25 protein-coding genes, 1 other RNA gene and 1 pseudogene are annotated in these 24,864 nt (G+C 69.7%); 14 read left to right on the forward strand and 13 right to left on the reverse strand.

The features are described from left to right. Positions 1 to 66: 66 nt before the first annotated feature. On the reverse strand, positions 67 to 2,337 hold the full coding sequence (locus ACFRAL_RS12045) for an MMPL family transporter (protein ID WP_378883144.1): 2,271 nt from the start codon (positions 2,335 to 2,337) through the stop codon (positions 67 to 69). A gap of 106 nt (positions 2,338 to 2,443) precedes the next feature. Here ACFRAL_RS12045 and ACFRAL_RS12050 point away from each other — a divergent pair, with 106 nt between their 5' ends. From ACFRAL_RS12050 to ACFRAL_RS12060, 3 genes are all read left to right on the forward strand, one after another. Further along, positions 2,444 to 2,983, forward strand: coding sequence for a YaeQ family protein (locus ACFRAL_RS12050; protein ID WP_336396850.1), 540 nt, complete (start codon positions 2,444 to 2,446; stop codon positions 2,981 to 2,983). A gap of 8 nt (positions 2,984 to 2,991) precedes the next feature. Continuing rightward, positions 2,992 to 3,210 carry a hypothetical protein gene (locus tag ACFRAL_RS12055; RefSeq protein WP_378883147.1) on the forward strand — a complete coding sequence of 73 codons (219 nt, stop codon included), beginning with the start codon at positions 2,992 to 2,994 and terminating at the stop codon, positions 3,208 to 3,210. 79 nt (positions 3,211 to 3,289) lie between these two features. After that, entirely contained in the window at positions 3,290 to 4,135 is an 846-nt protein-coding gene (locus ACFRAL_RS12060) for a helix-turn-helix transcriptional regulator (RefSeq protein ID WP_378883149.1), read from the forward strand. Between the two features lie 39 nt (positions 4,136 to 4,174). On the opposite strand, the gene ACFRAL_RS12065 is transcribed toward ACFRAL_RS12060, so the two are convergent. After that, entirely contained in the window at positions 4,175 to 4,600 is a 426-nt protein-coding gene (locus ACFRAL_RS12065) for a hypothetical protein (protein ID WP_378883152.1), read from the reverse strand. A gap of 48 nt (positions 4,601 to 4,648) precedes the next feature. Continuing rightward, positions 4,649 to 5,824, reverse strand: coding sequence for a polysaccharide pyruvyl transferase family protein (locus ACFRAL_RS12070; protein WP_378883155.1), 1,176 nt, complete (start codon positions 5,822 to 5,824; stop codon positions 4,649 to 4,651). 154 nt (positions 5,825 to 5,978) lie between these two features. Between ACFRAL_RS12070 and ACFRAL_RS12075 the strand changes: the two genes are divergently transcribed. Both ACFRAL_RS12075 and ACFRAL_RS12080 read left to right on the forward strand, forming a co-directional pair. Further along, a complete protein-coding gene (locus tag ACFRAL_RS12075; RefSeq protein WP_378883158.1) occupies positions 5,979 to 8,135 on the forward strand; it encodes a glycosyltransferase in 2,157 nt (718 codons plus the stop codon). Further along, positions 8,132 to 9,499, forward strand: a complete 1,368-nt coding sequence (locus tag ACFRAL_RS12080) for a glycosyltransferase (RefSeq protein WP_378883160.1) — start codon at positions 8,132 to 8,134, stop codon at positions 9,497 to 9,499. The genes ACFRAL_RS12075 and ACFRAL_RS12080 overlap by 4 nt, the downstream gene beginning before the upstream one ends. Here the strand turns inward: ACFRAL_RS12080 and ACFRAL_RS12085 are convergent. The 7 genes from ACFRAL_RS12085 to ACFRAL_RS12115 all read right to left on the reverse strand — a co-directional run bounded on the left by ACFRAL_RS12085 (position 9,403) and on the right by ACFRAL_RS12115 (position 15,695). Next, positions 9,403 to 10,113, reverse strand: coding sequence for a hypothetical protein (locus tag ACFRAL_RS12085; protein ID WP_336396844.1), 711 nt, complete (start codon positions 10,111 to 10,113; stop codon positions 9,403 to 9,405). The two genes, ACFRAL_RS12080 and ACFRAL_RS12085, sit on opposite strands and share 97 nt — an antisense overlap. A gap of 70 nt (positions 10,114 to 10,183) precedes the next feature. Beyond that, positions 10,184 to 11,077: an aldo/keto reductase gene (locus ACFRAL_RS12090; protein ID WP_378883163.1), complete on the reverse strand. Its 894-nt coding sequence runs from the start codon at positions 11,075 to 11,077 to the stop codon at positions 10,184 to 10,186. 120 nt (positions 11,078 to 11,197) lie between these two features. Then, positions 11,198 to 11,677 carry an SRPBCC family protein gene (locus ACFRAL_RS12095; protein ID WP_378883166.1) on the reverse strand — a complete coding sequence of 160 codons (480 nt, stop codon included), beginning with the start codon at positions 11,675 to 11,677 and terminating at the stop codon, positions 11,198 to 11,200. A 5-nt stretch (positions 11,678 to 11,682) separates the two neighbouring features. Then, positions 11,683 to 12,417 carry a hemerythrin domain-containing protein gene (locus ACFRAL_RS12100; protein ID WP_378883169.1) on the reverse strand — a complete coding sequence of 245 codons (735 nt, stop codon included), beginning with the start codon at positions 12,415 to 12,417 and terminating at the stop codon, positions 11,683 to 11,685. A 523-nt stretch (positions 12,418 to 12,940) separates the two neighbouring features. Continuing rightward, on the reverse strand, positions 12,941 to 13,525 hold the full coding sequence (locus tag ACFRAL_RS12105) for a hypothetical protein (RefSeq protein ID WP_378883171.1): 585 nt from the start codon (positions 13,523 to 13,525) through the stop codon (positions 12,941 to 12,943). 2 nt (positions 13,526 to 13,527) lie between these two features. After that, entirely contained in the window at positions 13,528 to 14,100 is a 573-nt protein-coding gene (locus ACFRAL_RS12110; protein WP_378883174.1) for a helix-turn-helix domain-containing protein, read from the reverse strand. Positions 14,101 to 14,816: 716 nt separating this feature from the next. After that, positions 14,817 to 15,695 carry a helix-turn-helix transcriptional regulator gene (locus tag ACFRAL_RS12115; protein ID WP_378883176.1) on the reverse strand — a complete coding sequence of 293 codons (879 nt, stop codon included), beginning with the start codon at positions 15,693 to 15,695 and terminating at the stop codon, positions 14,817 to 14,819. Between the two features lie 149 nt (positions 15,696 to 15,844). Here ACFRAL_RS12115 and ACFRAL_RS12120 point away from each other — a divergent pair, with 149 nt between their 5' ends. The 6 genes and pseudogenes from ACFRAL_RS12120 (at position 15,845) to ACFRAL_RS12145 (ending at position 19,577) form a co-directional block, all read left to right on the forward strand. Beyond that, positions 15,845 to 16,684 carry an SDR family oxidoreductase gene (locus tag ACFRAL_RS12120; protein WP_378883178.1) on the forward strand — a complete coding sequence of 280 codons (840 nt, stop codon included), beginning with the start codon at positions 15,845 to 15,847 and terminating at the stop codon, positions 16,682 to 16,684. Further along, positions 16,681 to 17,469 (forward strand): SDR family oxidoreductase, encoded by a 789-nt coding sequence (locus ACFRAL_RS12125; RefSeq protein ID WP_378883181.1) that lies wholly within the window; start codon positions 16,681 to 16,683, stop codon positions 17,467 to 17,469. The genes ACFRAL_RS12120 and ACFRAL_RS12125 overlap by 4 nt, the downstream gene beginning before the upstream one ends. Positions 17,470 to 17,551: 82 nt before the next feature. Then, positions 17,552 to 17,635, forward strand: a pseudogene (locus ACFRAL_RS12130) (hypothetical protein); the annotation flags it as partial. A 47-nt stretch (positions 17,636 to 17,682) separates the two neighbouring features. Further along, positions 17,683 to 18,549 (forward strand): aldo/keto reductase, encoded by an 867-nt coding sequence (locus ACFRAL_RS12135; RefSeq protein WP_378883184.1) that lies wholly within the window; start codon positions 17,683 to 17,685, stop codon positions 18,547 to 18,549. 63 nt (positions 18,550 to 18,612) lie between these two features. Further along, the gene (locus tag ACFRAL_RS12140; protein WP_378883186.1) at positions 18,613 to 18,984 is read left to right on the forward strand and encodes a DUF2255 family protein; all 372 of its coding nucleotides are present in this window, start codon (positions 18,613 to 18,615) and stop codon (positions 18,982 to 18,984) included. Between the two features lie 65 nt (positions 18,985 to 19,049). Next, on the forward strand, positions 19,050 to 19,577 hold the full coding sequence (locus ACFRAL_RS12145) for a cyclophilin-like fold protein (RefSeq protein WP_378883189.1): 528 nt from the start codon (positions 19,050 to 19,052) through the stop codon (positions 19,575 to 19,577). A 175-nt stretch (positions 19,578 to 19,752) separates the two neighbouring features. On the opposite strand, the gene ACFRAL_RS12150 is transcribed toward ACFRAL_RS12145, so the two are convergent. Beyond that, complete coding sequence (locus ACFRAL_RS12150) at positions 19,753 to 20,010, reverse strand: hypothetical protein (protein WP_378883192.1); 258 nt, start codon at positions 20,008 to 20,010, stop codon at positions 19,753 to 19,755. A 233-nt stretch (positions 20,011 to 20,243) separates the two neighbouring features. Between ACFRAL_RS12150 and ACFRAL_RS12155 the strand changes: the two genes are divergently transcribed. The 3 genes from ACFRAL_RS12155 (at position 20,244) to ACFRAL_RS12165 (ending at position 22,552) form a co-directional block, all read left to right on the forward strand. Beyond that, positions 20,244 to 20,576 carry a hypothetical protein gene (locus ACFRAL_RS12155; protein ID WP_378883195.1) on the forward strand — a complete coding sequence of 111 codons (333 nt, stop codon included), beginning with the start codon at positions 20,244 to 20,246 and terminating at the stop codon, positions 20,574 to 20,576. A gap of 211 nt (positions 20,577 to 20,787) precedes the next feature. Continuing rightward, positions 20,788 to 21,267 (forward strand): hypothetical protein, encoded by a 480-nt coding sequence (locus ACFRAL_RS12160; RefSeq protein ID WP_378883198.1) that lies wholly within the window; start codon positions 20,788 to 20,790, stop codon positions 21,265 to 21,267. Positions 21,268 to 21,382: 115 nt separating this feature from the next. After that, positions 21,383 to 22,552, forward strand: coding sequence for a tyrosine-type recombinase/integrase (locus ACFRAL_RS12165; protein ID WP_378883201.1), 1,170 nt, complete (start codon positions 21,383 to 21,385; stop codon positions 22,550 to 22,552). 130 nt (positions 22,553 to 22,682) lie between these two features. On the opposite strand, the gene ssrA is transcribed toward ACFRAL_RS12165, so the two are convergent. Both ssrA and ACFRAL_RS12175 read right to left on the reverse strand, forming a co-directional pair. Continuing rightward, positions 22,683 to 23,053, reverse strand: a transfer-messenger RNA (tmRNA) gene (ssrA, locus tag ACFRAL_RS12170). Positions 23,054 to 23,257: 204 nt separating this feature from the next. Further along, complete coding sequence (locus ACFRAL_RS12175) at positions 23,258 to 24,745, reverse strand: phytoene desaturase family protein (protein WP_378883204.1); 1,488 nt, start codon at positions 24,743 to 24,745, stop codon at positions 23,258 to 23,260. Positions 24,746 to 24,864 lie beyond the last annotated feature (119 nt).

Consider the following 24,864-nt stretch of genomic DNA (forward strand, 5'->3'; position numbering starts at 1 on the left):
CCCAGTGATGCACCCGGCTTCCCCGAGCCGGCCGCGCAGACGTCGGCAAAACGTCTGGTGCTCTGTCTACTCCCTGGTCGACCCCGACATCAAGTGTTTCTCGGGTTGATCTGCAGGATTCGACCAGCCTGATGCGTTCTTAAGGTGTTCTGAAGGCATTCGCAAGGTGGCCCCCTCGGCTGTCTCTTCAGCCCACGCGCGCCCGATTCGACCGGGCCACCACACCCGGCTCCCCAGCTCGTACGCGAGTGCCGGCACGAGCAGCGTGCGCACCACGAACGTGTCCAGCAGCACTCCGAAGGCCACGATGAAAGCGATCTGGACGAGGAACAGCAGCGGCAGCACGCCGAGCGCGGCGAAGGTGGCCGCCAGCACGATGCCCGCCGAGGTGATCACGCCCCCGGTCAGCACGAGAGCCCGAAGCACACCCTCACGCGGCCCGTGGCGCATCGTCTCCTCCCGCGCGCGGGTCATCAGGAAGATGTTGTAATCCACGCCGAGGGCGATGAGGAACACGAACGCGAAGAGCGGCACCGTCGGGTCCGCCCCCGAGAACCCGAGCACCGCGTTGAAGACGACGGCGGACACGCCGAGAGCCGCGGCGAAGGAGAGCGCGACGCTGCCGATGACGATGAGGGGCGCGACGACCGAGCGCAGCAGCAGCATGAGGATGAGGGCGATCGCGAGGAGGACCGCGGGGATGATGAGGGTGCGGTCGGTGATCGCCGCCGCGTTCGCATCGACGTCGATCGCGGTCTGACCGCCCACGAGCACGTCGGTGCCGACCTCGTCCAGTGCGACCCGCAGCCTCTTCACGGTCTGCTCGGCTTCGGGGGTGTCCGCGGCGGAGGTGAGCGTCGCCTCGAGCAGTACGCGGTCTTCGAGCACGAGCGGCGCGGGCGCGACCCCCGAACCCGCGGCGAAGGGCCGGACGCCGCCCGCCGTGATGGGAGCCGGGCCGCCGAGCGTCGCGATCCGCACGTGATCGACGCCGTCCACCTCCTGGACCGCCACGACGGCCTCGAGCAGACGGTCGACGTCGACGATCACCACGGCGGGCGTTCCCGCCCCCGCGGGATAGTGCGCGGCCAGGGCCGCGAGGCCCTCCCTCGCCTGCGACTGCCCCGTCACGTACTCACTCGATGGCGAGCCCTCCGCCTTCAGCTGCGTCACGCCGAGCGCCATCACGGCCAAGACGAGCGAGGTCACGACCCACACGGCGCGGTGTCGCCGCCGCACGAGGCGTGCCAGGCGCGACCACACGCCGGTGCCGGAGAGGATGGCGTCGGACGGGCGAGCCGTCAGCTTGCGCGGCCAGAACGCGACCCTGCCGGCCGAGCACAGGAGCGCGGGCAGCAGCGTGAACGACGCCAGCAGCGCGAAGGCGATGCCGATGGATGCGATCGGGCCGAGCGTCCGGTTCGAGTCGAGCCGGCTCCCGAGGAGCACCATCAGGGCGGCGATGACGGTGAGTCCCGAGGCGAGGATCGGCTGCCACGACCGCTCCAGCGCGTCCCACGTGGCACTCCACCGCGACCGGTGCCGCGTCAGCGCCTCGGCGTAGCGCGAGATGTACAGCAGGGCGTAGTTCGTGGTGGCGCCGATGACGAGGATCAGCAGGATCCCCTGCGTCTGGCCGGCGAGGAGGATCGCCCCCGATCGGGCGAGGCCGGCCACCACGAGCACCGCTCCGCACAGGGCCGACATGCTCGTCGCGAGCACGATGAGCGGGAGGAGCGGTGACCGGTAGACCACGATGAGGATGACCAGCACCGCACCCAGGGCGACGAGCAGGAGCAGTCCGTCGATGCCGGCGAACGCCGAGATGATGTCGGCGGCGAACCCGGCGCCGCCGGTGATGTAGACCGCTGTCGCACCGGGAACCGCCTCATCCAGTCCCTCCCGCAGGCTGTGGACGGCCTGATCGAGCTCGCTGTCCGCGTCCACCGGGATCACCAGCTCCGCTGCGAGCCGGTCCTTCGAGACGATGACCGGCGTCGCCCGGAAGAGCGCGACGCCCGCGATGGGCTCGATGCGCTGGATCGCGCGCTCCATGAGGGGCGCTGCGTGGTCGTCGAGGGGCGCGTCGAACGTGAAGACCGCCACGGCGTAGGAAAAGCCCTCCGCGCGGAATCTCGACTGCTGCTCCTGCACCGACGTGGATTCGGCGCTCGCCGGCAGGAACTGCACCCGGTCATTCGTGCCGAGATCGTTCAGCTGACTGAAGGCGCGGCCTCCCACCAGGAAGATCGCCAGCCACACCAGCATGATCACCGCGATCACTGCGAGACGCCGCCCTCGCGACGCGCCCCGCACTCCCGTCAGCTCCCCAGCCATGGAGTCAACCTAGGCCATCTTCAGCGAATCTCCTCGAAACCTTGGCAGAACATCAGCAACCACCCGCGTCTGGACGTCACGACGTCACCGCGTAGGCTCGAACGCTATGGCGGTCGGCGCGACGATGTACACCTTTGCGATCCAGTTGGCCGACGTCGATCGGGGCGTCTACGAGGATCTGTCGGTGCGTGTGGCGCGGCATCCGTCCGAGACCGACGCCTTCCTGATGACGCGCGTGCTGGCGTACTGCCTGGAGTACGAGGAGGGCATCGCGTTCAGCGAGGGCATCTCGGCGACCGACGAGCCGGCGGTGCTCGCCCGCGACCTCACCGGGGCGCTCACCGCATGGGTGGAGGTGGGTGCGCCGGATGCCGCGCGGCTCCACTCCGGCAGCATGCAGGCCGCGCGCGTCGCGGTGTACACGCATCGCGATCCGGCGAAGGTCGCGGCGCCGTGGGCCGGCAAGCGGATCCATCGCGCGGAAGAGATCCGCCTCCACAGCTTCGATCCGGGGTTCGTCGACGCCGCGGCCGCCGAGCTCGAGCGGCGCAACACGATGACCGTCTCGATCACCGAGCGGCGCATCTACCTCGACCTCAACGGCAAGAGCCTGGAGACGGACATCCGCACCCAGGGGATCGTCTGAGAACCCTCATGATCGAGCTTCCCGAACCCGGCCACCGCGTCGTCGTGCGCTACCTGCTCCCGACGGGCCAGGCGACCGACGCCCTCGGGCCGCTGCTGAGCGCCGATTCCGAGACCGTCCTCGTCGACGGCAAGCGCGGGGTCGAGCGCATCCCCCGCGGTGCGATCATCGCCGCGAAGAGAGTGCCGCCGCCGCCCGCTCCCCGGCCGCGGGGAGCGGGCGCGTGAGCTGACGCCGCCGCGGCTCGGCGCAGGGAGGGACCGCGGATCCCTGGCTGCGGGGCGACGGATGCCGGAGACTCGGGTGATGGACAGGCTTCAGCTCGCCGACTTCCTGCGCCGCCGCCGGGCGGCGCTGCAGCCCGAGGACGTGGGCCTGCGACGCGGCGCCCGCAGGCGCACCGCCGGCCTGCGTCGCGAAGAGGTCGCGGCGCTGTGCGACATGTCCACCGACTACTACAGCCGTCTCGAGCAGGCCCGAGGGCCCCAGCCCTCCGAGCAGATGCTCGCCGCCATCGCCCGCGGCCTGCGGCTGACGCTGGATGAACGAGACCACCTCTTCCGCCTCGCCGGCCACACCGCGCCCGCACGCGCGCTGCGCAGCGAGCACGTCTCCCCTGGCCTCATGCGGATCCTCGACCGGCTCGCCGACACTCCCGCGCAGGTGATGACCGAACTGGGCGAGACGCTCGCGCAGACGCCCGCGGCACGAGCGCTGTTCGGCGACGAGACGCGTTTCGAGGGCAGCATGCGCAGCGTCGGCTACCGGTGGTTCGTGGACCCGTCTGCCCGCGACGTGTACCCCGCGGAAGATCACCACGGCCTGTCCCGTGCATTCGCAGCCGACATCCGCACGGCGTACGCGAAGTTCGGTGCTCGGTCGCGCGCGGGTGTGATGGTCGACGATCTGCTGGCGACCAGTGCGGAGTTCGCCGCGCTCTGGGAGGAGCACGAGGTGCGCGGCACCCATCCCCGCGAGAAGCGGCTGCAGCATCCCGAGGTCGGCGTGATGGAGATGCAGTGCCAGTTCCTCATCGATCCCGAGCAGGGCCAGACGCTCCTCGTACTCACCGCGTCGCCCGGCACCGAGAGCTACGAACGACTGCAGCTGCTGTCGGTGATCGGCTCGCAGCAGATCACCGCGGGACGCTGAGGACCCGGAGAGCCCCCGCCACGTCTGCCGGCCAGGCGGTCAGCGCCCCGCCCGCCACGGACCGGCGCTCCACAGGGCCCACGCGATGAGCACGGGCTGCAGGAACAGCCGGACGAACCTCGCGCGATCGGAGCGCATCAGAGGCACCGGCGTCCCGGTGCGCCAGTGGTGGACGTTGCCGGGGAAGACCGCGACGAAGAACCCCGCGACCGCCGCACCGACGCTGCGTCGTTCCCGAGGGAGCGCCACCAGAGCCGCGCCCAGCAGCACCTCCACAGCGCCCGAGGCCACCACGATCGCGTCCTTGTCCAGGCCGCTGACGCGCGCCGCCCAGTCCGGCACCGCCACCTGGAAGCCGCGGCGGGCCCAGAACAGGTGCGACAGCCCCATGAAGACCAGGAATCCGCCGAGCACGACCCGCAGGATGATCCGGACGATCTGCAGGGGCGGTGTGGGCGCGGTCATCGCGCCAGTCTGGCATCCCCGGCACGACGCTGCGTCGCCGGCAGCGCATCACCCGGCGAGCACCCCAGCGACGTCGTCCCACCACCGGGCGGCCGCCGAGCGGAGCCCCTCGAGGCGCTCGCGCGCGGCCGCGGACGTGGCATCCCGCCCGGCATCCGCACGGTCCACCGCTGAGGCAGGAAGCGCGTCGAGGTCTTGCACCTCGCTCTGACCCCAGTGGGCGAGGGCCCCCGACAACTTGATGCGCGTGTAGTCGTCGGCCGCGAGCGCCACCACCGGCACTCCGGCGGGTGCAGCGAACACGGCCGGGTGGTAGCGGCTCGTGATGAGCAGGCGGGCCGAGCGCGCGAGCGACGCCGCCGGCACCGAGTCGCCCGTCGGCAGCACCCTGCTGGTTTCGGTCATGCGCGCCCTCACACGCTCGTGCAGCGCGGCGTCGCCGGCCGGCTCCTCCCCCGGCCCCCAGGGGCCGAAGTGCGCGTGGAAGACCACCGGCCCCACCGTGCGCGCGGCGTGGTCGACCAGCTCCGCCATCCGCTGCTCGACGTCGGGGGCGGAGCGGCCGGCGAACCAGCCCGACAGGCTGACGACCACCGCCCCGGAGCCCCCGCCGGTCTCGGCCGGACTCCGCCAGCCGAGGAACGACGCGTCATCGACCCCCTCCACGACCGGCAGGCCCCACGACCGCACGAGCGCACCCGACACCGATTCGCGCACGCTCGTCAGTGCCGCCGCGCGCACGAGGCTCGCGACCCGCTCCTCGTCGCCGTGCTCGAGGTCGGGCCCGAACGTCTGTCCGGTCACCACCACCGGCAGACCGCGGGCGCGCGCCATCGCGACCAGCGCGCTGCGTTCGTAGATGTGCACCGGCCACCGCGAGGCGAGGTTGCCCCCGCCCGCGTTCAGGACGCCCGAGACGCGATCCAGAGCAGCGAGCACCCTCTCGGCGGGGTCACCTGCTGCCAGACGACCCCGGCCGGCCGCGGCATCCGTCAACTCCTCCAGCCGCGCCTGCGAGGCGGCACGATCCATGCCCGCGAACCCGAGGCGGGGCACCATGGTCACGCCGTAGCGGCGTTCGGACTCGGCGGGTGCCGAGGACACCCCCACGATGTCGACCCCGCGCGCGGCGAGCTCGTCGCGCGCCGCCTCGAACATCGCCTCATCGCCGATGTGCATCATCCCCGACACCACGCCGATGTCGCCGATGGTGAGCACGGTCATAGCTCTCCGTTCAGGAAGGACGCGCCGGTCGCGGTTCCGCGGCGTCGGTGACGAGCACCGATCCGGGCTCGTTGTCAAGCATGCCTTGCCGCCCGGCCGGCGGCATACGCTGTGGACAGCGCAGACCCGCCCTGCGCGGGGAGGCAGGTGACACGTGGGCGTCCAGACCGCGATGGATGAGGTTCTCCACGCGCCGACGATCGTCGAGGCGCTCCGGGCCGCCGACGACGTGGCGTTCGAGGCCGGACGCGATCCCAGCGTGCGCACCCTGCGTGTGCTGCTGACCGCGCTCGCCCGCAGCGACGACATCGCCGCGATCGCCTCGGTGCACGCGCTGGCGGAGATGCACGACGAAGAAGCGCTCCGCCGGCTCGTCGGCCTGCTGTCGGACCCCCGGGCCTTCATCCGCGAGCACGCCGCCTGGGCGCTCGGCCAGAGCCTGCCCCGGCTCGAGGCGGTGGGCCGCCTGCTCGGCCTGGTCGCCGAGGGCGGCTTCTCGGGGATGCTCGCGCAGCACACCATCGAGAAGTGGTCGGGCGCCGCGGGCGAGGCCCTCGCGATCGCGATCGAGTCCGCGCTGCTGGGCATGACGGATGCCTCGTCCCGGGCGACCCTGGTCGAGACCCTCGGCCTCATCCGCCAGCCCATCGCCACCCGGCTCCTCCGCGAGGTCGCCCTCGATCCCCGCGAGTCGGACGAGGCCCGCGAGGCGGCGATCGCCGCGCTGGGTCAGCGGCGTGACACCGCGGGACTCGACGACGACCTCGGCACGGTGGTGGCCGCCGGGGGCCGCTTGGCGGCGGCGGCACGGCTCGCCCTCATCGACCTCGACCCGGCACCTGCCGCTCACCGCGGTGCGCGCGGGCTCACCGTCGCGCAGCTGTTCCTCCACGCCGACATCGACCCTTCGCTGTCGGCGGTCGGCGCCGGTGACAACGGCGGCATCGCCACCCTGCTCGTGCGGCTGGGCGACGCGCTGACGGTCGATGAGGCGAGTCCCGTCCAGCGGGCGCTCACGCTGTCGCGCGGACCGCTCGAGCACAGCGCCGAGGACCTGCTCCGGGTGGCCGGGACATCGAGGGGCCACGTCTACGGCCGCATCCCTCTCGCTGCCCGTCCCGTGGCTTCTGCCGCGGCCTGGCCGTATCGGGTGACGGCGCGCCGCGGCATCCGCCGTGTCCTGCGTGCGGCAGGCGGCGTGGACGTCGTGCACCTGCGCATGGCCGACGTCGGCAGCCTCGCAGCGGCGGACGTGGCCCGCGAGCTCGGCATCCCCACCGTGTTCACGGTCGCGCCCGACCCGCACAGCGTCATCCGGTCGCTGGAGGATGCCGGCACACTCACCCGCGAGGGCTTCGGTGAGACGGATCTTCGCGAGCACTTCTGGTTCCGGGCGCGCCTGGTGCAGACCCTCGCCGCCTCCGCGTCGCACACCGTCTTCTTCCCGCGGCCCGATCTGGTGCAGGAGATGCGCGAACTGGTCGGCATCGACATGAACGCCCGCAGCGAGCGGCACACGGTGGTTGCAGAGGGGGTCGACCTCGAGGTGATCGACCAGGCCGTGGCCGAAGCCCGAGTCGCCGGCATCGAAGGCGCCGCCGCAGCGGGCGCGGCGTTCGGCGACCTCGCCGCGCTTCTGGGCGACCTGGCGGAGGACCGGCGCGGCCTTCCACTGCTGGTCACCGTGGGGCGCCTCCACCGCGTGAAGGGCGTGGCGACGCTCGTCGGCGCGTGGGCGGAGTCGTCACTCAGCGAGCGCGCGAACCTGCTCGTCATCGGCGGCGACCTCGACGAGCCCTCGCGCGACGAGCAGGAGCAGCTCGACCTCGTCGCCGACGTGGTCCCTCCGCACCAGCGTGCGCGGCGGGGACTGATCCTCGCCGGCCACCGCGCGAACGACGTCGCCGCGCGCTGGATCGCCGCCGCGAGATTCGGGATGCCGGGTCTCGCGGCCGCGGGCGGCGCCTACGTGTGCGCGAGCATCAAGGAGGAGTTCGGCCTCGCGGTGCTCGAGGCGATGGCGACCGGACTGGTCGTGGTCGCCCCCGACGGCGGCGGGCCTGCCACATACGTCGACCACGGCGACACCGGCTTCCTCACGGCGACGTGGGACCAGGACCGCTTGACGGACGCCGTCGCGGCGGCGCTGGATCGCGCGGCGGACGACGATGAGCATCGCGCCCGGCGATCGCGGGACGTCGTCGCCGAGGGATTCACGATCCAGGCGATGGCCGCCACCCTGGCCCCCATCTACGCCTCGGTCGTCGCTCAGGAGGCAGAGCTCGCACGGGCGGCGAGGATGCCCGCATGACCCTCCTCGTCGTCAGCCCCGACTACGCCTCGCACCTGCTGCCCCTCGCGGCACTGGCCACGGCCTGGCGCGACGCCGGTGAGCACGTCGTCGTCGCCACCGGACCGGCCACGGCGCCGATCGTCGCCGACTTCGGCTTCGACCGCGTCGACCTTCCGCTCGGCCGCGGGGCCAACGCCGGCGTCATGCGCACGAGGGAGCAGGACGCCGCCGAGGCGGCATCCCTCGAGGGCTTCTTCGAGGCGACCCGGCACGGCATGGTGCCGACGCTGGCCTACCAGGCCCGCGAGCGTCTGACCGACCTGATGTGGCAGCCCGAAGAGCGGGCGAGGGCCACGCTCGAGGTCGTCGATCGGGTGCGTCCCGACGCGATCCTCGTCGACCACCTCGCGTTCAGCGCGCGCCTGGCCCTCCACACCGCCGGCATCGACTACGGCGACGTCGTGCTGGGCCACCCGTCCGCGCTTCCGGGCCCAGGCGAGGTGTACGGCTTCCCGTCGGCCTGGCCGCGGGCGTTCCAGCCGGAGCCGGCCGAGCTGGCAGAGCTGCGCCGCCTGTGCGTCGAGGTGTCCGATCGCTTCGCGGGTCAGTGGAACACGGCGGCTCGCGCGCTCGACCCCGGAGCGGATGCCGTGACCGATGCGTTCGCCCTCCACGGCGACGTCGTGCTGTACAACTACCCCGCGCTCCTCGCCGCGGGAGACGGGCGTGCGCTGCCGCCGCACGTCTTCCTCGGCTCGACCCGGCGCGACGAGCGACACGATCACGACGTCGACGAGTTCCTCCGCGCCGGCACGCCGTTCGTCTACGTGAGCTTCGGGAGCTTCCTGTCGGTGCGCGGCGACGTCCTGGCACGGGTCGCCGCCGCGATCGCGCGGACGGGCCTTCGCGCGGCGATCGCGACGGGCTCCACCCCGGCGGGCCAGCTCGGGCAGCTGCCCGATGGCTGGCTGGTGCGTGAGTACCTGCCGCAGGTGCGCCTGCTGGGCGCTGCCGCGCTCGCCGTCACCCATGGCGGCAACAACTCCATCACCGAGGCGGTCGGGCAGGGCGTGCCGCTCCTGGTGCTGCCGTTCTCGACCGACCAGTTCGCCGGGGCGGCCGCCGTGGAGAGCTCCGGTGCGGGCCTGTCGCTGGCGCCGAACACCGCGACGGTGGACGAGCTGGCCGAGGCCGTCGCCGCACTCGCAGATCCAGACTGGCAGGGGCGTGAGGCGCTGCGTACAGAAGCGGCGGCCCAGCACGAGCGGCCGGGTCCGACGCTCGCCTACGCGGCGCTCTCCTCGATGTCCGCTTCGCCGGCCACGTCCGCCAGCCCGACCAGCTGGGCCATGGCGACCGGGTCGCCGGCGGCCGACCGGTAGCGCTCCATGCGGGCGGCGTTCGCGTCGTACTGGATGCCGGCCCGCGTCTCGCCGACGTGGTGCAGCGCGTACACGCGTCCCGGGTGGCGCTCCGGCGGGGCTCCGAGGAGGGTCTCGTGCGCGAGGTACCACGCGGCGTCCTCGAAGCCCCAGCCCCGGAATCGCTCGTCCTGCCCGCCGTGCCGCGCCCAGGTGCGCGGAGTGGCGACGTACACGCCCGAGCACGCGCCGACCACGTGGTCGTGATCGCAGTCCTCGAGCGCCCTGCCTTCGGCGTACTGCGCCGAGCCCGCGCGACCCAGCCACCGGTACTCGGTGTAGGGCAGATGCACCCTGTCGCTGGTGCGCGCGGCGCGGATCGCCGCACGCAGCGCATCGGGTTCGGGGATCGTGTCGGCGTCGCCGATCACGACGACCTCGTCCTCGGCGGCGTCGGCCATCGCGCGGTTGCGGCAGGCGGCGAGCACGAACGGGTCCTCACCCGTGTCGACGGTCCGAACGACCGCCTCCGGGAAATGCGCTTCATACCAGGCCGTCACACGGTGGAAGGCATCGAGGCGGGACGGCGCGGGACGCCACGGAATGACGATCCGCACAGCGAGGTCGGAGGGCATGACGGGAGCCTAAGGCACCCCGCCGCCGAGCCCGAATCCTGGCCGGTCGGAGGCATCCGCTCGCCGCATCTCAGTCGTCGAAGATGCCGACTGACGCCGACAGCCGGGTGACGTCGTCCGCGCTGAGCTCGAGCTCCGCGGCCTGCGCCGAGTCGGTGATGGAAGCGGCGCGCCGCGCCCCGGGGATGGGGATGACGTGGTCGCCGAGGGCGAGTTCCCAGGCCAGCACGACCTGTTGCGGGCTGACGCCGTGCGCCTGGGCGACGTCGGCGAAGACGGAGAACCGCTCGCCGACCCGCCTCGCCCCTCCGCCGGTGCCGCCCAGCGGGCTCCACGGGAGGAAGGCGACAGCGTGGTCCGCGCAGAAGCGAAGCTCGCCGATGCTGCCGGGATGCTTCGGCGAGAACTCGTTCTGCACGCTGGCGAGGTTCCCCTCCCCGAGCACATCGAGCGCGATCTGGATCTCCTCCACGCTCGCGTTCGAGATACCCACTGCGCGCACGAGGCCGTCCTCCTGCAGCTTCGCCAGCGACGCGATGACGTCCCCGTAGACGCGCGAGCGATCCGGGCGGTGGTACTGGTACAGCTCGATCCGGTCGACACCGAGGATCTCGAGGGACGTCTCGACGGCGGACCGCAGGTACGCCTCCGACCCGTCGCGCCCCCAGACCTCGCCCTCGCTGCGGGTGATGCCGCCCTTCGTCGCGACGAAGATGCCGGTCGAGTCGCCGTCCCACGTACGCAGCGCCTCGGCGACGATCCGCTCGTTGTGTCCCATCTCGTCCCACGCCGGCGCGTAGACGTCGGCGGTGTCGATGAGCGTGACGCCCGCGTCGAGGGCGGCGTGCACCGTGGCCACCGCGTCCTCGAACGACGGATACTCCTTGTCGTTGTTCATCGACAGCGGCATCGCCCCGAGGCCGATCGCCGAAACCTGCCGTCCCGCCAGAGTCCGCTGCTTCATCGCCTGTCCTTTCGGTCGTGCCCACCAGCCTGCCATCCCCGTGCGCTGCCGCGTGGGAGTGGACAGCAGGGTGCCCGACGCGTAAAGGCCTCCCCATCCCCGCAATGGGACCGCGGACGCTCAGCGCGCAGCGGTGGCGACGCCGTCTGCCCGAATGTCCCGGTCCTCGACCGCAAGCACCCGCGCGAGCCCCCGGAAATCTCGCATCAGGATCCTCGCCAGCACGAAGGTGGGCAGCAAGGCCACCAGCCGCAGCCAGCCGGCGACGTCACCCTCGTAGTCGGCGAGCACCCGCGTCCCTCCACTCTGCGCGACGCAGACGTACTCCACCCGCGAGTTCCACGGCGAGGTGGAGTGCCAGACCACCCTGCGCGGTGGATCGATCGCCTCCAGCTCATCAGCGAACCGCACGGTGAAAGGGCCGAGGATGCGGTCGATCGCCCACCATCGACTGCCCACGTCCGGCGGCCCGTCGCCGATGCGCTGGCGGAACGCCACCGCCGGCGCGAACTCAGGCCACCGCGCAGGGTCGGCGACGTACGCGAACACCCGCTCCGGCGGGAAGGGAAGGTGGACGTCGAGGAAGACGCGTCGCCACATGGCGCTCACACCATCGCGGGCACCGGCCGGTCGGGGTACAGCTCCCTCATCGCCCGGTCGTACTTGCGCTTCATCAGCAGGAGATACAGCAGTCGGATCGGCGCCGGGATGTTCTTGTGCATCCACTCGTCCCTCTCCGCCTCCGGGACGCTCGCGATCAGCAGCCCCACCTGAAGCGCCATGATGTCCTTGCCGAGCTCCTTGCGATGCGCGGCGAGGTTCTCGCGGGTGTGCTCCTCCATCCAGTCCCACTCCTGCTGCGAGAGCACGGCGCCCGCGACCGGGAGGATGTCGTCCTCCTCCTGCGCGAGATGCGCGTGCAGCGTGTCGCGGAGCACCTCGATGTCGGCCGCGAGGGCCGCACCCAGGCGCGGGTCGGCGGTGGCGACCCACGGCTCCAGCTGCGGCTCGATGCGCGCGAGCTGGGCCGCCACGACGGCGTGCTGGGCGCGCATCTGATCGACGTGCAGAGTGCATCCCGGGTCGCGGGACGTCAGCCTGTCCCACAGGGCGATGTCCTCGGTCTCGTGATGCATGTGCAGCGCGAAGAAGTCCAGGTTCGCGTACCGACCGACGATCGCCGCGCGCTCCACATCGCCGGCCTGCACCTCACGCACCAGCATCGGCAGCTGCGTGTACAGCCAGCGGAAGATCCGGTGCACGAGAATCAGGCCCGACGTGTCGCACCCCGCGTGCTGGCCTTCCGGCATCGCTCCGGACGACGGCAGCTTCGTAGCCATGGCGAACCCCCAGTCCCCACCGACCGCGCGCACCGGCCCCACGCCGGGGCGCACAGCCGCACGATACACCCGTCGCAGGGCCGCGCACAGCACCTCGCTCGGAGCGCGGAAAGGCCCAGGCCCCCGCGACGTATCGCGAGGGCCTGGGCCTTCGATTCCGATGACAGCGGTTGGTGGAGATGGGGGGAATCGAATTCTGCCGAGGCTCCCCCGCCATTCCGCGGATTCCCCCCGGCTTCCGCAGGATTCCGCGGCTTTTCGACTAGGTTCGAGCAGGCTCGACGGGTGTCATTCGTGTTCGATCTCGTTCAGATGTGGGCAAATTGTGGGCAAATCGGTCCGATCCGACAATCAGCCGCCCAGCGATCGCGGCCGGCGGAGTGCTCGACGAGAGCGGCTCCTAAGCGCAGCGCGGAGCGCGGAGTCTGGAAGGAGCGAGCGGCGAGAACGGAGCCGGTTGTGATCGCTACACTCGCGGCGTCGGAGCGCATCGATCCGGAGGCTGCGCTCGGACGAATGGGCACTACAGCTCGACCGGTCCTGGCGAGGGAACATGCTCGGGCAGTCCCCCGTCCAGAATGGCGGTCACCATGGCCACGGCACGGTCGGTGAGCGCGTCACCCGGGTAGAAGTCTTCGTAGAGCTCTTCCGCTGCGTCGAGCGTCGTGATCCGGCACAGTGTCAACAGCTGACGGATGTCGTTGGTATCGCGCCCCGGACGATTGGCGCGCAGCTTCATCGCGAGCATCGCCTCCTTGTCTGCGACCTGGATGACGATACCGTCCTGATCGTAGATGGTCTCCCACGCGATCGAGCGTCGCCCAAATGACGGGATTGCGCCGGTCTGCTCGACGTTGAAGTTGAGCCACCCGGGATCCCACCCTCGCGCCGCGGAGACCCTCGCCGCTGCCGCGGCGACGCCGGCGTCGTTGCCTGGATGGATGTGTAGCGAGTCGAGATCCTGCGTCGTTCCGCGCGGAAAGTGGCGAAGGGCCAGAGCCGCACCGCCGACGAGGCGGATGCCCGCGACGAGGTTGGACGAGCGCAGTTCCGCGATGAGCGCGCGGAGCCCTTCCAGGATGTCGTCGCGGTCGAGCGTGGTTGCCACGGTCAGACGCTCGCGAACGTGTCACGCCACGCGAGCACGCCGCGACGGGCGAACTCCTCAGGAACCTCCGACAGGGGCGGTGTCGGATCGGCCGGATCGATCACCAGCGCAACCGGCGCGGAGAGGTAGCGACTGGGATCCTCCACCCACGCCGGGGCCGGCAGCCCGTCCTCACGCAGGCGCCACGCAACCAAGGCGGCGATGGCAGCATCCCAGGCGCGATCAGCCGTCGACTCCGGTTCGGCCAGACCGAGAACGCCGCGGACGAGTCCGTGCTCCGCGACGAGGTTGTCATTGAGCTGCAGCAGCGCCCGCAGTGCGAGTTCCGTGTTCCCGTGCGCGAGACGCGTCCGGATCTCAGCCGCCACGGCCGCAGCATCGTCACGCTGAGTCGGCGCGGAGTACAGACGATGGCCCGCACCTGCGAGCAGGCGCTCGACGGTGCCGAAGTCGATATCGCGCCCGCGCTCCGACCGCGAGACCCTGCTCTGATCGATCCGAGCACGGTCCGCGAGCTGCTGTTGAGTCAGCCGCCTGCTCTTGCGAGCGGCGCGGATGAGCGTCGAAGCCGTCATGCCGGACCTCCTCGCGTATGACTTCTAAGTCATAGTGTACCGGATGGATGCTGTCGAGAAGAGTGGCCACCGCTCGCCCGCCGCAGCTACGAGGCGGCGCGTTTCATCAGTGCCTGGCGGCTGAGCCGCGTGCGCGAGCTCAGGGATGCCCAACTACTCCCCGTCTCACGTAGATCGCGAACGAGTTGATCGCGCTCCCGGAGGAGCACTGTCTCCTGCTTGTGGAGTCGCTCGAGTTCGGTCGACAGTGCGCCGAGGCGCTTCAGCGCCTCATGCTCGCCGCCCCAGCCGCCGAGCAGACGCTGGGCAGCTTTCGCCGCCGCCGCTTCGCGCGCGAGTTGATCAGATTGCCGCTTCTGGGCGGCATCTCGCTTGGCAGTTCGACGCCCACGGACCATGTAACCAGGTTGTCACGCGATCCCTTTGTTTACAACGGTCCCAGGAGGACCCACAGAAAGTGCCTGCGTGCATTGCTGTTCGCTTGCTCGGTTCGGCGGCGTGTGGTTGGGATCGTGCTCGCGTAAGTCGGAGAGCTGGCGTCGGAGTTGCCACTGGCGGTCGCTCATCGGGCATTCGCGCGTTCGGGCTATTCGTACGCCCGCGGCGCGGCATCGAGGCATTTCGGGTCGACACCGGGGGCCACGTGCGCGCGAGGACCGTCTTTCGCGCTTGCACTGGCCACCGTCGAGCAAGGCGGTTTCAGTCGCAGTGTGCAGTCAGTGCTCGGCTGTTGCCTGACGAAAGCTGGGCTCTGCCCAATTGGCGAGCAGCTGCAGTCGGTCGTGAGATGCGGATCCGGGCTCGGCGGAGAACACCAGCATCTGCAGGCCGCGGTCGGAGGTGAGGTCCATGCTCTGGAACGTGAGGTCGAGATCTCCCACAACGGGGTGGTGGATGCTCTTCGTCCCGGTGCGGTGTTCTTTGACGTCGTGGGCGCCCCAGAGTTTGCGGAACAGGTCGCTGCGGGTGGAGAGTTCGCCGACGAGGTCGCTGAGTTGGCGGTCGTAGGGTGACCGGCCGGCTTCGGCGCGGAGGATGGCGACGATCTGACGGGTGTTGGCTTCCCAGTCTTGGTAGAAGTCCTGCGCTCTGGGGTCGAGGAACACGAACCGGGCCGCGTTCACCGGTGGCTTCACGTCGTCGAACATCTCGGAGAACAACGCACGCCCGAGCCGGTTGGTCGCTACGGCGTCGAGTCGACCGTTCTGGATGAAGACCGGCACGGTCGACATGGCGTCGATGGTCTGCTGCATCCCGGGGGTGAGCTGGGCCTTCCGGGTCGTGGCTCGGCGTCGTTGCGGGTGGGCGCCGGCGTTGGCGGTGCGGATCAGGTCGTACAGGTGCGCGTGCTCGGCGTCGGTGAGTTGCAGGGCTCGGCTGATCCCGTCGATGACGGCTTCGGAGACGCCGGACGCGTTGCCGCGCTCGAGGCGCTTGTAGTACTCGGCGCTCATCCCCGCCAGCAGGGCGACCTCTTCGCGGCGAAGTCCCGGGACACGCCGACGGCCACCGAAGTCGGGTAGCCCGGCCTGGGTGGGGGTGAGTTTCGCTCGCCTCGAGGTGAGGAACTCGCCGATGTCGTCGTGGGTGTCCATGTCATCGACGGTACGCCGATCGCCGACGCGGTGAGGGGTCCTGCTAGGGCACCCATAAGTGGGGCCACGCTAAAACTTGGCGGACCGCGTTGACTCGAAACATCAGCCACCCAGTCGGGGCGGCCACCAACTTCGAGAAAGGCAACATCATGGCCAGCAACGTTTGGTTCATCACCGGAGCAGGCCGCGGGCTCGGCGTCGACATCGCCCACTCCGCCCTTGCCGCCGGACACTCTGTCGTCGCCACCGGCCGCGACGCCGCGAAGGTGGAGACCGCGATCGGCGCCCACGAGAACCTGCTCGCCGTTGCCTTGGACGTCACCGTCCCGGACGCGGCCCAGAAGGCCGCCGCCGCCGCGGTGCAGCGGTTCGGGCGGATCGACGTGCTGGTAAACAACGCGGGCAACTTCTACGCCGGCTACTTCGAGAACACCAGCCCTGCCCAGGTGCGCGCGCAGATGGAGACGAACTTCTTCGGTCCTCTGAACGTCACCCGCGCGATCCTCCCCGTGATGCGCAAGCAGCGCTCCGGCCAGGTCATCACCATCACCTCGGCTGCCGGGCTCCTCGGCCAGGAGTTCGTCGCCGCGTACGCCGCGTCGAAGTTCGCCCTGGAGGGGTGGATGGAGTCTCTGCGGTACGACGTGGAGCGTTTCGGGATCAAGACGATGGCGGTCGAGCCCGGGTTCTTCCGCACGGAACTGCTCGTGGAGGGCTCCTCGACGATCTGGCCCGACCTGGACATCGAGGACTACGCCGAACTCACCGCACAGACCATTGAGGCGTGGAAGGGCATGAACGGCCTGCAGGGCGGTGACCCCAAGAAGCTCGCCGAGGCGCTCGTGACCCTGTCCGACTCGGATGAGCTGCCGCTGCGGTTCCTCGCCGGCGCCGACGTGATGGAGAGTGTCGAGAAGAACCTCGCCACCATCCAGGGCCAGATCGACGCGCACCGCGACCTGTCCGCCTCCCTCGCCTTCGACGAGTGACCCGGACGGACACCATGATCGACTCCAAACTGGCTGGCACCGTCGCGATCGTCACCGGCGCGAGCAGCGGCATCGGGAATGCCACCGCCCGGTTGCTCGCCGAACACGGCGCAACCGTCGCCGTGGTGGCTCGGCGCAAGGACCGGCTCGACGCCCTCGTGGACGCCATCACCACCTCCGGCGGCACGGCTCTCGCCGTCGAAGCCGATGTGACCGATCGCACTCACGCCGAGCAGGCGGTCAGCACCGTCGTCGACAGGTTCGGTCGCCTCGACATCCTCGTGAACAACGCCGGGCTGATGCTGCTCGGGACCGTGCTCGACCAGGATGTCGACGACTGGGAGCGGATGATCGCGATCAATCAGCGCGGTCTGCTCTACATGACCAAAGCCTCACTCCCGCACCTTCTCGCGGCAGCGGAGCACCCGCTGCGCGGCGTGGCCGACGTCGTCAACATCTCGTCGATCGCCGGCCGGCAGGCGTGGCCGAAATTCGCGGCGTACAACATGACCAAGTTCGGGGTGAACGGCTTCACCGAAGCGCTCCGGCAAGAGGTCACGCAGAAGCACGTCCGCGTCGGCGTGCTCGAACCCGGAGCGGTGGCGACCGAGCTGAAATCGCACAACAGCTCCGAGGTCGAACAGGAACTCCTGGCATCCGAAGCCGAGAACATCCCCGAGCTGCTCGAACCAGAAGACATCGCCGAGAGCATCGCGTTCATGGTCACCCGGCCGCGACGATCGTCGATCGCCGAGTTGTGGGCCATGCCCACCGCCCAGGCATAACCCCTAGAACGGAGCACCACACATGAAGTACCGCACCCTCCCGGGTACCGGGATCAGCGTCTCCAACCTCGCCCTCGGCACAATGGGATTCGGCACCGAGACCGATGAACCCGAAGCGTTCGAGATCCTCGACCGGTTCATCGAAGCCAACGGAAACCTCGTCGACACCGCCAACGTCTACGGTGCCGGGGCATCCGAAGAGCTCCTTGGCCGATGGTTCGCCGCCCCCCCGCCGATGTCACCGACCGGGTGGTCCTGGCCACCAAGGCACGCTTCGGCACCGGCCCGGACGTCAACGAGGTCGGCTCGTCTCGCAGGAACCTCGACCGGGCGCTGAACGCATCACTGCGGCGTCTCGGCCGCGACAACGTCGACCTGTATCAGCTGCACGGGTGGGATCCGCTGACCCCGATCGAGCAAACCCTGACGTTCCTCGACGATGCGGTGCACGCCGGAAAGATTCACCACATCGGCCTGTCGAACTTCACCGGCTGGCAGATGCAGCTTGCCCTGTCCACCGCAAAGGCGCTCGGGCTGCAGGTGCCGGTGACGCTGCAGCCGCAGTACAGCCTGCTTTCCCGCGAGATCGAGTACGAGATCGTCCCGGCCGCGCTGCACAACAACGTCGGCCTGCTGCCGTGGTCGCCGCTCGCCGCCGGGTTCCTCAGCGGCAAGTTCCACAAGAGACAGAAGCCCGCATCGGACACCCGGGCCGGGTCCGGTACTGCGCTGAATGACCACATATATGCCGACTACGCCGGCAAGGACCAGAACTGGGCCACCCTCGACGTGGTCCGCGACATCGCCGCGCAGCTGGACGTCACCCCAAGCCAGGTCGCGTACAGCTGGATCAGCAACCGCCCCGGCGTGATCGCCCCGATCATCGGCGCGAAGACCATCACGCAACTCGACCAGAACCTGCCCGCCGGCGACCTGATCCTCGACGCGGACGCGACCGCGCGACTGAACGAGGTCAGCGCACCGACCCCGAATGACTACCCGTACGGGCCGTTCGGGGAGAAGCAGCGCGGCCGCTACGTCGACTCAAGCGAGCAGGTCATCGTCGAGCTCGGCCAGTAACCCACCCACTCGGGGTGCGGCACCCGAAGCCGCACCCCGGACCCTCTTAGAAGAAAGGTCGTCATGACCGCATGGACCGGCGAGCAGCTCGCCAAGATCGAAGCAAACCAGGACCTCTACGTCTCCCCGTTCCGCGAGGACGGCACCACCTACGGCACCCCCACCCAGACCTGGGCGCTGGTCGTGGACGGCAAGGTCTACGTCCGCGCCGCCAACGGCCCCGCATCCCGCTGGTACCAGGCCGCGATCACCCAGAAAGCCGGCCGCGTGCGGGTCTCCGGCACGTTCTACGACGTCACCTTCGAGCCTGCCGGCACCGACGACGAAGCAGCGATCGACGCCGCCTACGAAGCCAAGTACCCCGGCAGCTCCGCCGTGCCGATCATGCAGGGCGACGGACCCAAGTCCGCAGCCGTCGTGATCTCACCCCGCTGACTAAGCGGCGTCGTATCCCGTCCACGCTCCCCGTCGACGGCCACCCCTTGCGGAAGAAGCCACCCATGAAAAAGCCACTCATCACCCTGATCGTCGGATCCGTACTCGCCCTCACTCTCGCCGGATGCGCAGCCGACACCGACACCGCTGCAAGCCCGAGCAACGCCCCGTCGAAGACCACCAGCCCGTCCGCGACCGCCGAGTCCACCCCAACCGCCGACGCTGCCCCCGCCACCGGCGACACGGCCATCACCCTCACCTCGGGCGACACCGTCATCACCGCGACTCTCAACGACACACAGGTGTCCCAGGACTTCATCGCGATGCTGCCGATCACCTTGCCCTGGTCCCGCAACTCCGGCATCGAATACATCACCGAACTGCCCGCACCGATGACCGAGGACGGCCCGTTCTACACGGACGTCCAGCCCGGCGACCTGGTCTACTACAACCCACGCGACAGCATCACAATCATCTACGAAGAGACCAGCTCCGTCCCCACCCTCACCTACATGGGCGAGATCACCTCAGACCTCTCCGTGTTCCGTGACCTCCCCGACGACGTCGAATGGACAATCGCCCTCGCCGAGTAAGCATCCTCACCGGGCACCCGGGCATGGGTGCCCGGTCAAGGACCCACTTGCGGTCGACTGGGTCGCGGGTTCCAGTCCCCTTACTCTCTCCAGGTCAGTGCGGTGGCTGACCGAAAGAATCGGCCGCAGGTCTGCCCGGTGTCCACGGAGTGGCTGACCAACCGGCGCGACAATGTCAGCGCGTCCATCGCACCCGGGACGCGCGGACCATCGCCGTGACCGCCGCGACGACTCCCCACGCGAGCAGGGCAGACACCACGATGAGAGAGATGCCGCCGATGACCTCGCCCTCCGCGAACGCCTTGATGACGCCCAAGACAATGAACGGCAGCAACGCAGCGCAGACGATTAACACAACAATGGCCCATGCCAGCAGCCTCTTACTGTTTCTCGGCGGGCGGCGCCTGCCCGCGTTGTAGAGCATCCAGCTCATGCAGTTGTCGCCCTCCTCGCCGCGATGACAGTGTCACCGGCCGGCTCGCTCATTGCCAATGACATCAGATTCCGCGCGCTGTCGGCCCGCACCCCGGCGACTTGCACGCCCCGCGCGTTAGCGAACCGGTAAGCGGGCGAGCGCGCCGCGAACCTAGGAAGCCGGAGCCGGCATCGGCGATAGCGTCTGACCGTGACGATCAGTCAGAACGTAATTCGATGATGGAGCCACCCATGCGACTGACTTTCTACTTTCAGCCTGTCGATGATCTGACGCTGGCCGCCGAGCACTACACGAAGCTCGGGTGGGATGAGGCGTGGCGCGACGGTGAGCACACCATCGCGATGCAGATGCCGCAGGTGGAGACCCAGCTCATGCTGGACGATACCCAAGGATGGGGCGGCCCCGGACCCATGTACCTGGTCGACGACCTGCTGCCCTGGCTCGACGCGCACCCCGATCTCAGCGCTGGCGACATCACCGAGATCCCCGGTGGTCGCGTTGCGGAAATCGCCGGCCCCGGACACTCGTACTACGTCTTCTCGATGGACGACAGCCAGGCGTAGCACCGGCTCGCGCGCGATGAGGCACCCTTCATCGGTCGCGTGCCGGACGCCTCACTGGCTGCCGAGGAACTTGGAGACGAGTAAGCCGCAAGGACCGCGGCTCCGGTCCACCGAGTCGTCGTTGTGTCTCCCGGAGCCCGTTGCTTTGGTATCAGCCGCGTGGTGTAGTTGACGCCACCGGCCGGGGCGTGCGGCATGTGAGGAGTCAGCCATGGCTAGACGGAGAGTTGTCGCCTCAATGCTCGCGCTGACCGCGATGTCCGTGTTCTGGGTCTCGGGATACACGTCCCCTATGCCGCTGTCCGCCGAGACCGCGGCCACTCCACGAGTGTTCGCTGATCCTGATTGTGGAACGGCCACGATCTTGGAGACTGCACCCGGCCTCGGCGCGGACTCTCGGCGCGACCTCATCGATTCCGCGCTCAATGGGCATCGCGACCTCATCGAGTCCTCCTCGGCGAACACTCTCGGCTACGCGCCCGAGGATGCGGTTTTGGTGTTCCAGGAAGCCCTCAAGGCGCTCCCGGAGGTTGAAGAGGGGGCCGCCCCCGATCAAACCCTTGCCGTGCCAGCCGTAACCGGCACTGGGGCATACCTTGGAGAGTTGGTTATCAGATCAGATCAGGGCAAGTACGTCTTCGACACCGTTCTCATCGCGCACGAGGGTGGCGTTCCATGTTCGCCCGGATGAGCACGTGCTATCACGGGTTCTCCGTGCGGCCCGCAGGTGAACGCTGACTCACGCCCTGGACCGCCGCTCACTCCTCGTGTCCCCGGCCTGGGCTAACCTGACCGCCGAGGCACTTATGGGAAGCATCGCGAGCTATCAGGCGGCGGCCGGCCGCCGCTATCGCGTCCGCTGGCGCGACGACAGCACCCATCGGCAGGTCGAGAAGCGCGGGTTCCGGACCAAGCGCGAGGCCGAGATCTTCCTCGCGCGCATCGAAGTCGCCCGCACCGACGGGTCCTACACCGACCCCGCCGCGGCGCGAGCCACGGTCGGCAGTCTCGGCGCCGAGTGGATGCGTAACAAGCGCCATTCGCTCAAGGCCTCGTCCTACAGCTCGCTCGAGACCTCGTGGCGCGTCTACGTCCGCCCACGGTGGGAAGACACCCGCATCGGTGACATCCGTGCGTCACAGGTCGAACAGTGGATTCGCGAGCTCTCGGAAGGGACCGCCCCGACCACCCGCACGAAAAGCAGCGGTGCCGCGGGCAAGCCGCGCTCCGCGACGGTCGTCTACCGCGCGCTCGGCGTGCTTGCCGGCATCCTCGACACCGCAGTCCGGGACGGACGCATCCCCCGGAACGTCGCCCGGGGCGCGCAGAATCTTCCGACCAAGCGCTCCGAGAAGCCCCGGCGATATCTGACGCACGCCGAGGTTGTTCGGCTCGCTGAAGGTGCGAGCACCTCGACGTACCGCACGCTCATCCTGGTCCTCGCCTACTGCGGGCTGCGATGGAGCGAGGCGATCGGAATGCACGTGCGCGATATCAACTTCGAGCGCCAGCGCATGCAGGTGAATCGGGCCGCCGTCGAGGTAGAGGGACGTATCGTGGTGGGCGCGCCGAAGAACTGGGAGCGGCGAGTCGTGCCCTTCCCCGACTTCCTCGAGGGGCCGCTCCGCGAGATGTGTGCAGGCAAGGGTGCGGACGACCTGGTGTTCACGGACGCCGACGGCAACCACCTCCGGCGGGCGAAGACCAGCGTCGGCACGACCTCGTGGTTCGCGGCTGCGCTCGAGCGCTCGGGGGTCGAGCGACTCACCCCGCACGATCTCCGGCACACGGCCGCTAGCCTCGCAATCTCGTCGGGCGCCAACGTCAAGGCAGTGCAGCGGATGCTCGGTCACAAGTCCGCGGCGATGACGCTCGACACGTACGCCGACCTCTTCGAGGACGACCTGGCCGACGTCGCCGCACGTCTCAACCAGGGCGCTCTCGCCGCCGACGTGGCCCGGCTCATTCCGGTATGAATGTGGGCGAGTCCGAGATGTGTGGGCAAATTGTGGGCAAATCGCGAGACCACACCGAGCTCGAACAAACGAAAAGGGCCCGAGACTCGCGGAATTCCGCGGGTCTGGGACCCTCTTCTGTGACAGCGGTTGGTGGAGATGGGGGGAATCGAACCCCCGTCCATCGCTGAGTAACTGCGGTTTCTCCGGGCGCAGTCTGTGAAGACGTTCTACTCGGCTCCGACCTTTGTCACAGACACCTAAGTCGACGAGCCCATCCTGATAAGAGTCCCGCGTGGCGCTCAGGCGACGTCACGCAGCAAGATCCCTAGATGACGCCAATACCCGTGACGGGATCAGTCACGGATTGACGGCGTCGGGCTCGCTGCTCAGGCAGCGAGGGCGAACGCGGACTGCTTCTTTTCGGCAGTTATTGGTTTGCAAGGAGCGTTTACGAGATAACCCTGCATCCTCGGCCCGCTTCACGCAGATTCGCAGGCGATGTCGAAACCGATCATCCCCGTGTCCTCGAATCGAGGTGGTTCCTTCTCGCGAAGGGCCGCTGTCACACTGTGGAGTTGCCAACACCCGGGTGCCGAAGCATCCGAGCACATCAGTCTACAACGGATGCCATGCCCCCCGCCATTCCCGGCCACTCTCCACAGCCGCGTACGGTGCGGCCGCTCCCGCCGGTGCCGGGGACGACCTTCACTCGCGCTGTCCGCCTCAGCTGCCGCGGGTGCGGGGCGACAGGTCGGGCAAGGCACGCGTGCCGAAGTCGTGGCGGAGCGCGCTGAGGGCGGCGAACCACCCGGGCAGCCCGTGCACGCCGGGTCCGGGTGCGGTCGACGCCGAGGCGAGGTAGACCCCGGGCATGGGCGTGCGCCACGGGTCGGGGCTGAACACCGGGCGGCCGAGGATCTGCGGGAAGGTCGGTGCACCCGCGGCGATGTCGCCCCCGGGGTAGTTCGGGTTGTGCCGCTCGACCTCACGGGCGCTACGCGAGCTCGCGGCGACGATCGTGTCGCGGAAGCCAGGAGCGAAGCGCTCGATCTGCCGGATGACCGCTTCCTTCCGGTCGACGGGGCTGCCCGCGGGAACATGCGTGTACGTCCACAGCGTGTGCATCCCGGCCGGGGCGCGGGTGGCGTCGAACAGCGTCGGCTGCGACACGAGCACGTACGGCCGCACCGGCATCCGCCCGCGGTTGACCTCATTCTCGGCCCCCGCCACCTCGGCGCGCGTTCCGCCGACGTGCACCGTGCCGGCGTGGCGCAGCTCGGGATGCGACCACGGCACGGGCTCGCTCAGGGCGAAGTCCACCTTCGCCACGCCGTCGCCGTACCGGAAGCGCCGCAGCGCCCTGCGGTACTTCTCGGGCATGGCATCCCCCGCCATCCGCATGAGCGCCTTGGGTGTGACGTCCAGCACGGTCACGCGGGCGGCGGGCAGCGCCGCCAAGGAGGTGACCTCGTGGTCGAGCACCACCTCACCGCCGTGCGCACGCAGGTCGTCGACCATCGCGTCGATGATCGCCTGGCTGCCGCCGACGGGGATGGGCCAGCCGCGGGCGTGTGCGTACGCCGTGAGCGCCAGGCCGGCGCCCGCCGCGGCGACGCTCGGCTCCGGCAGGATCGTGTGCGCGGCGACACCGGTGAGCAAGGCGGGAGCGACGTCCTGCCGGAAGCGGGCGTTCCACGCGGGTGTCCCCTGCTCGAGGGCGCGGAGGCCGAACGCCACGGCGGTCGCGGGATCCTGCGGCACCTGCAGCAGTGCCGACCCGGTGAATTCGGCGACCTCGGTCGCGCGCGCGACCAGCCCGCGCATGAGCTGCTCGTAGGCGCGGCCGTCGCTGCCGAGGTTGTCGCGCGTGCGGGCGAGGTCACGGTACGCGATGCCGGCGCGCCCGCCGTCCAGCGGATGGCCGAACGAGATCTCGGGAGTGACGAACTCCACGCGGTCGCGCAGGCCGAACTCGCGGAAGAACCGCGACTCGAACGCCATCGGGTGCACCGCGGAGCACACGTCGTGCAGGAAGCCCGGAATCGTGAGCTCGCGGGTGGCGGCGCCGCCTCCCGCCTGATCGGCGCGCTCGAACACGCGCACACGCAGTCCTGCGCGAGCGAGAGTCACGGCGGCCGCGAGGCCGTTGGGCCCCGCGCCGACGATCACGGCATCGAGTTCCTCGCCTCCCGGCCGGGCGCGCGTGCTCACGGCGATGACGCCTCCGCATCCGGAGTCTTCGCGGCTGCCGGCTTCCTGGCGGTCGGCTTCGCAGCATTCGGCTTCGCGGCGGTCGCCGTCGCGCTGGACGACTTCGCAGCGGTCGGTTT

It is taken from the genome of Microbacterium sp. NPDC056736, assembly GCF_042790415.1.
Lineage (GTDB): Bacteria > Actinomycetota > Actinomycetes > Actinomycetales > Microbacteriaceae > Microbacterium.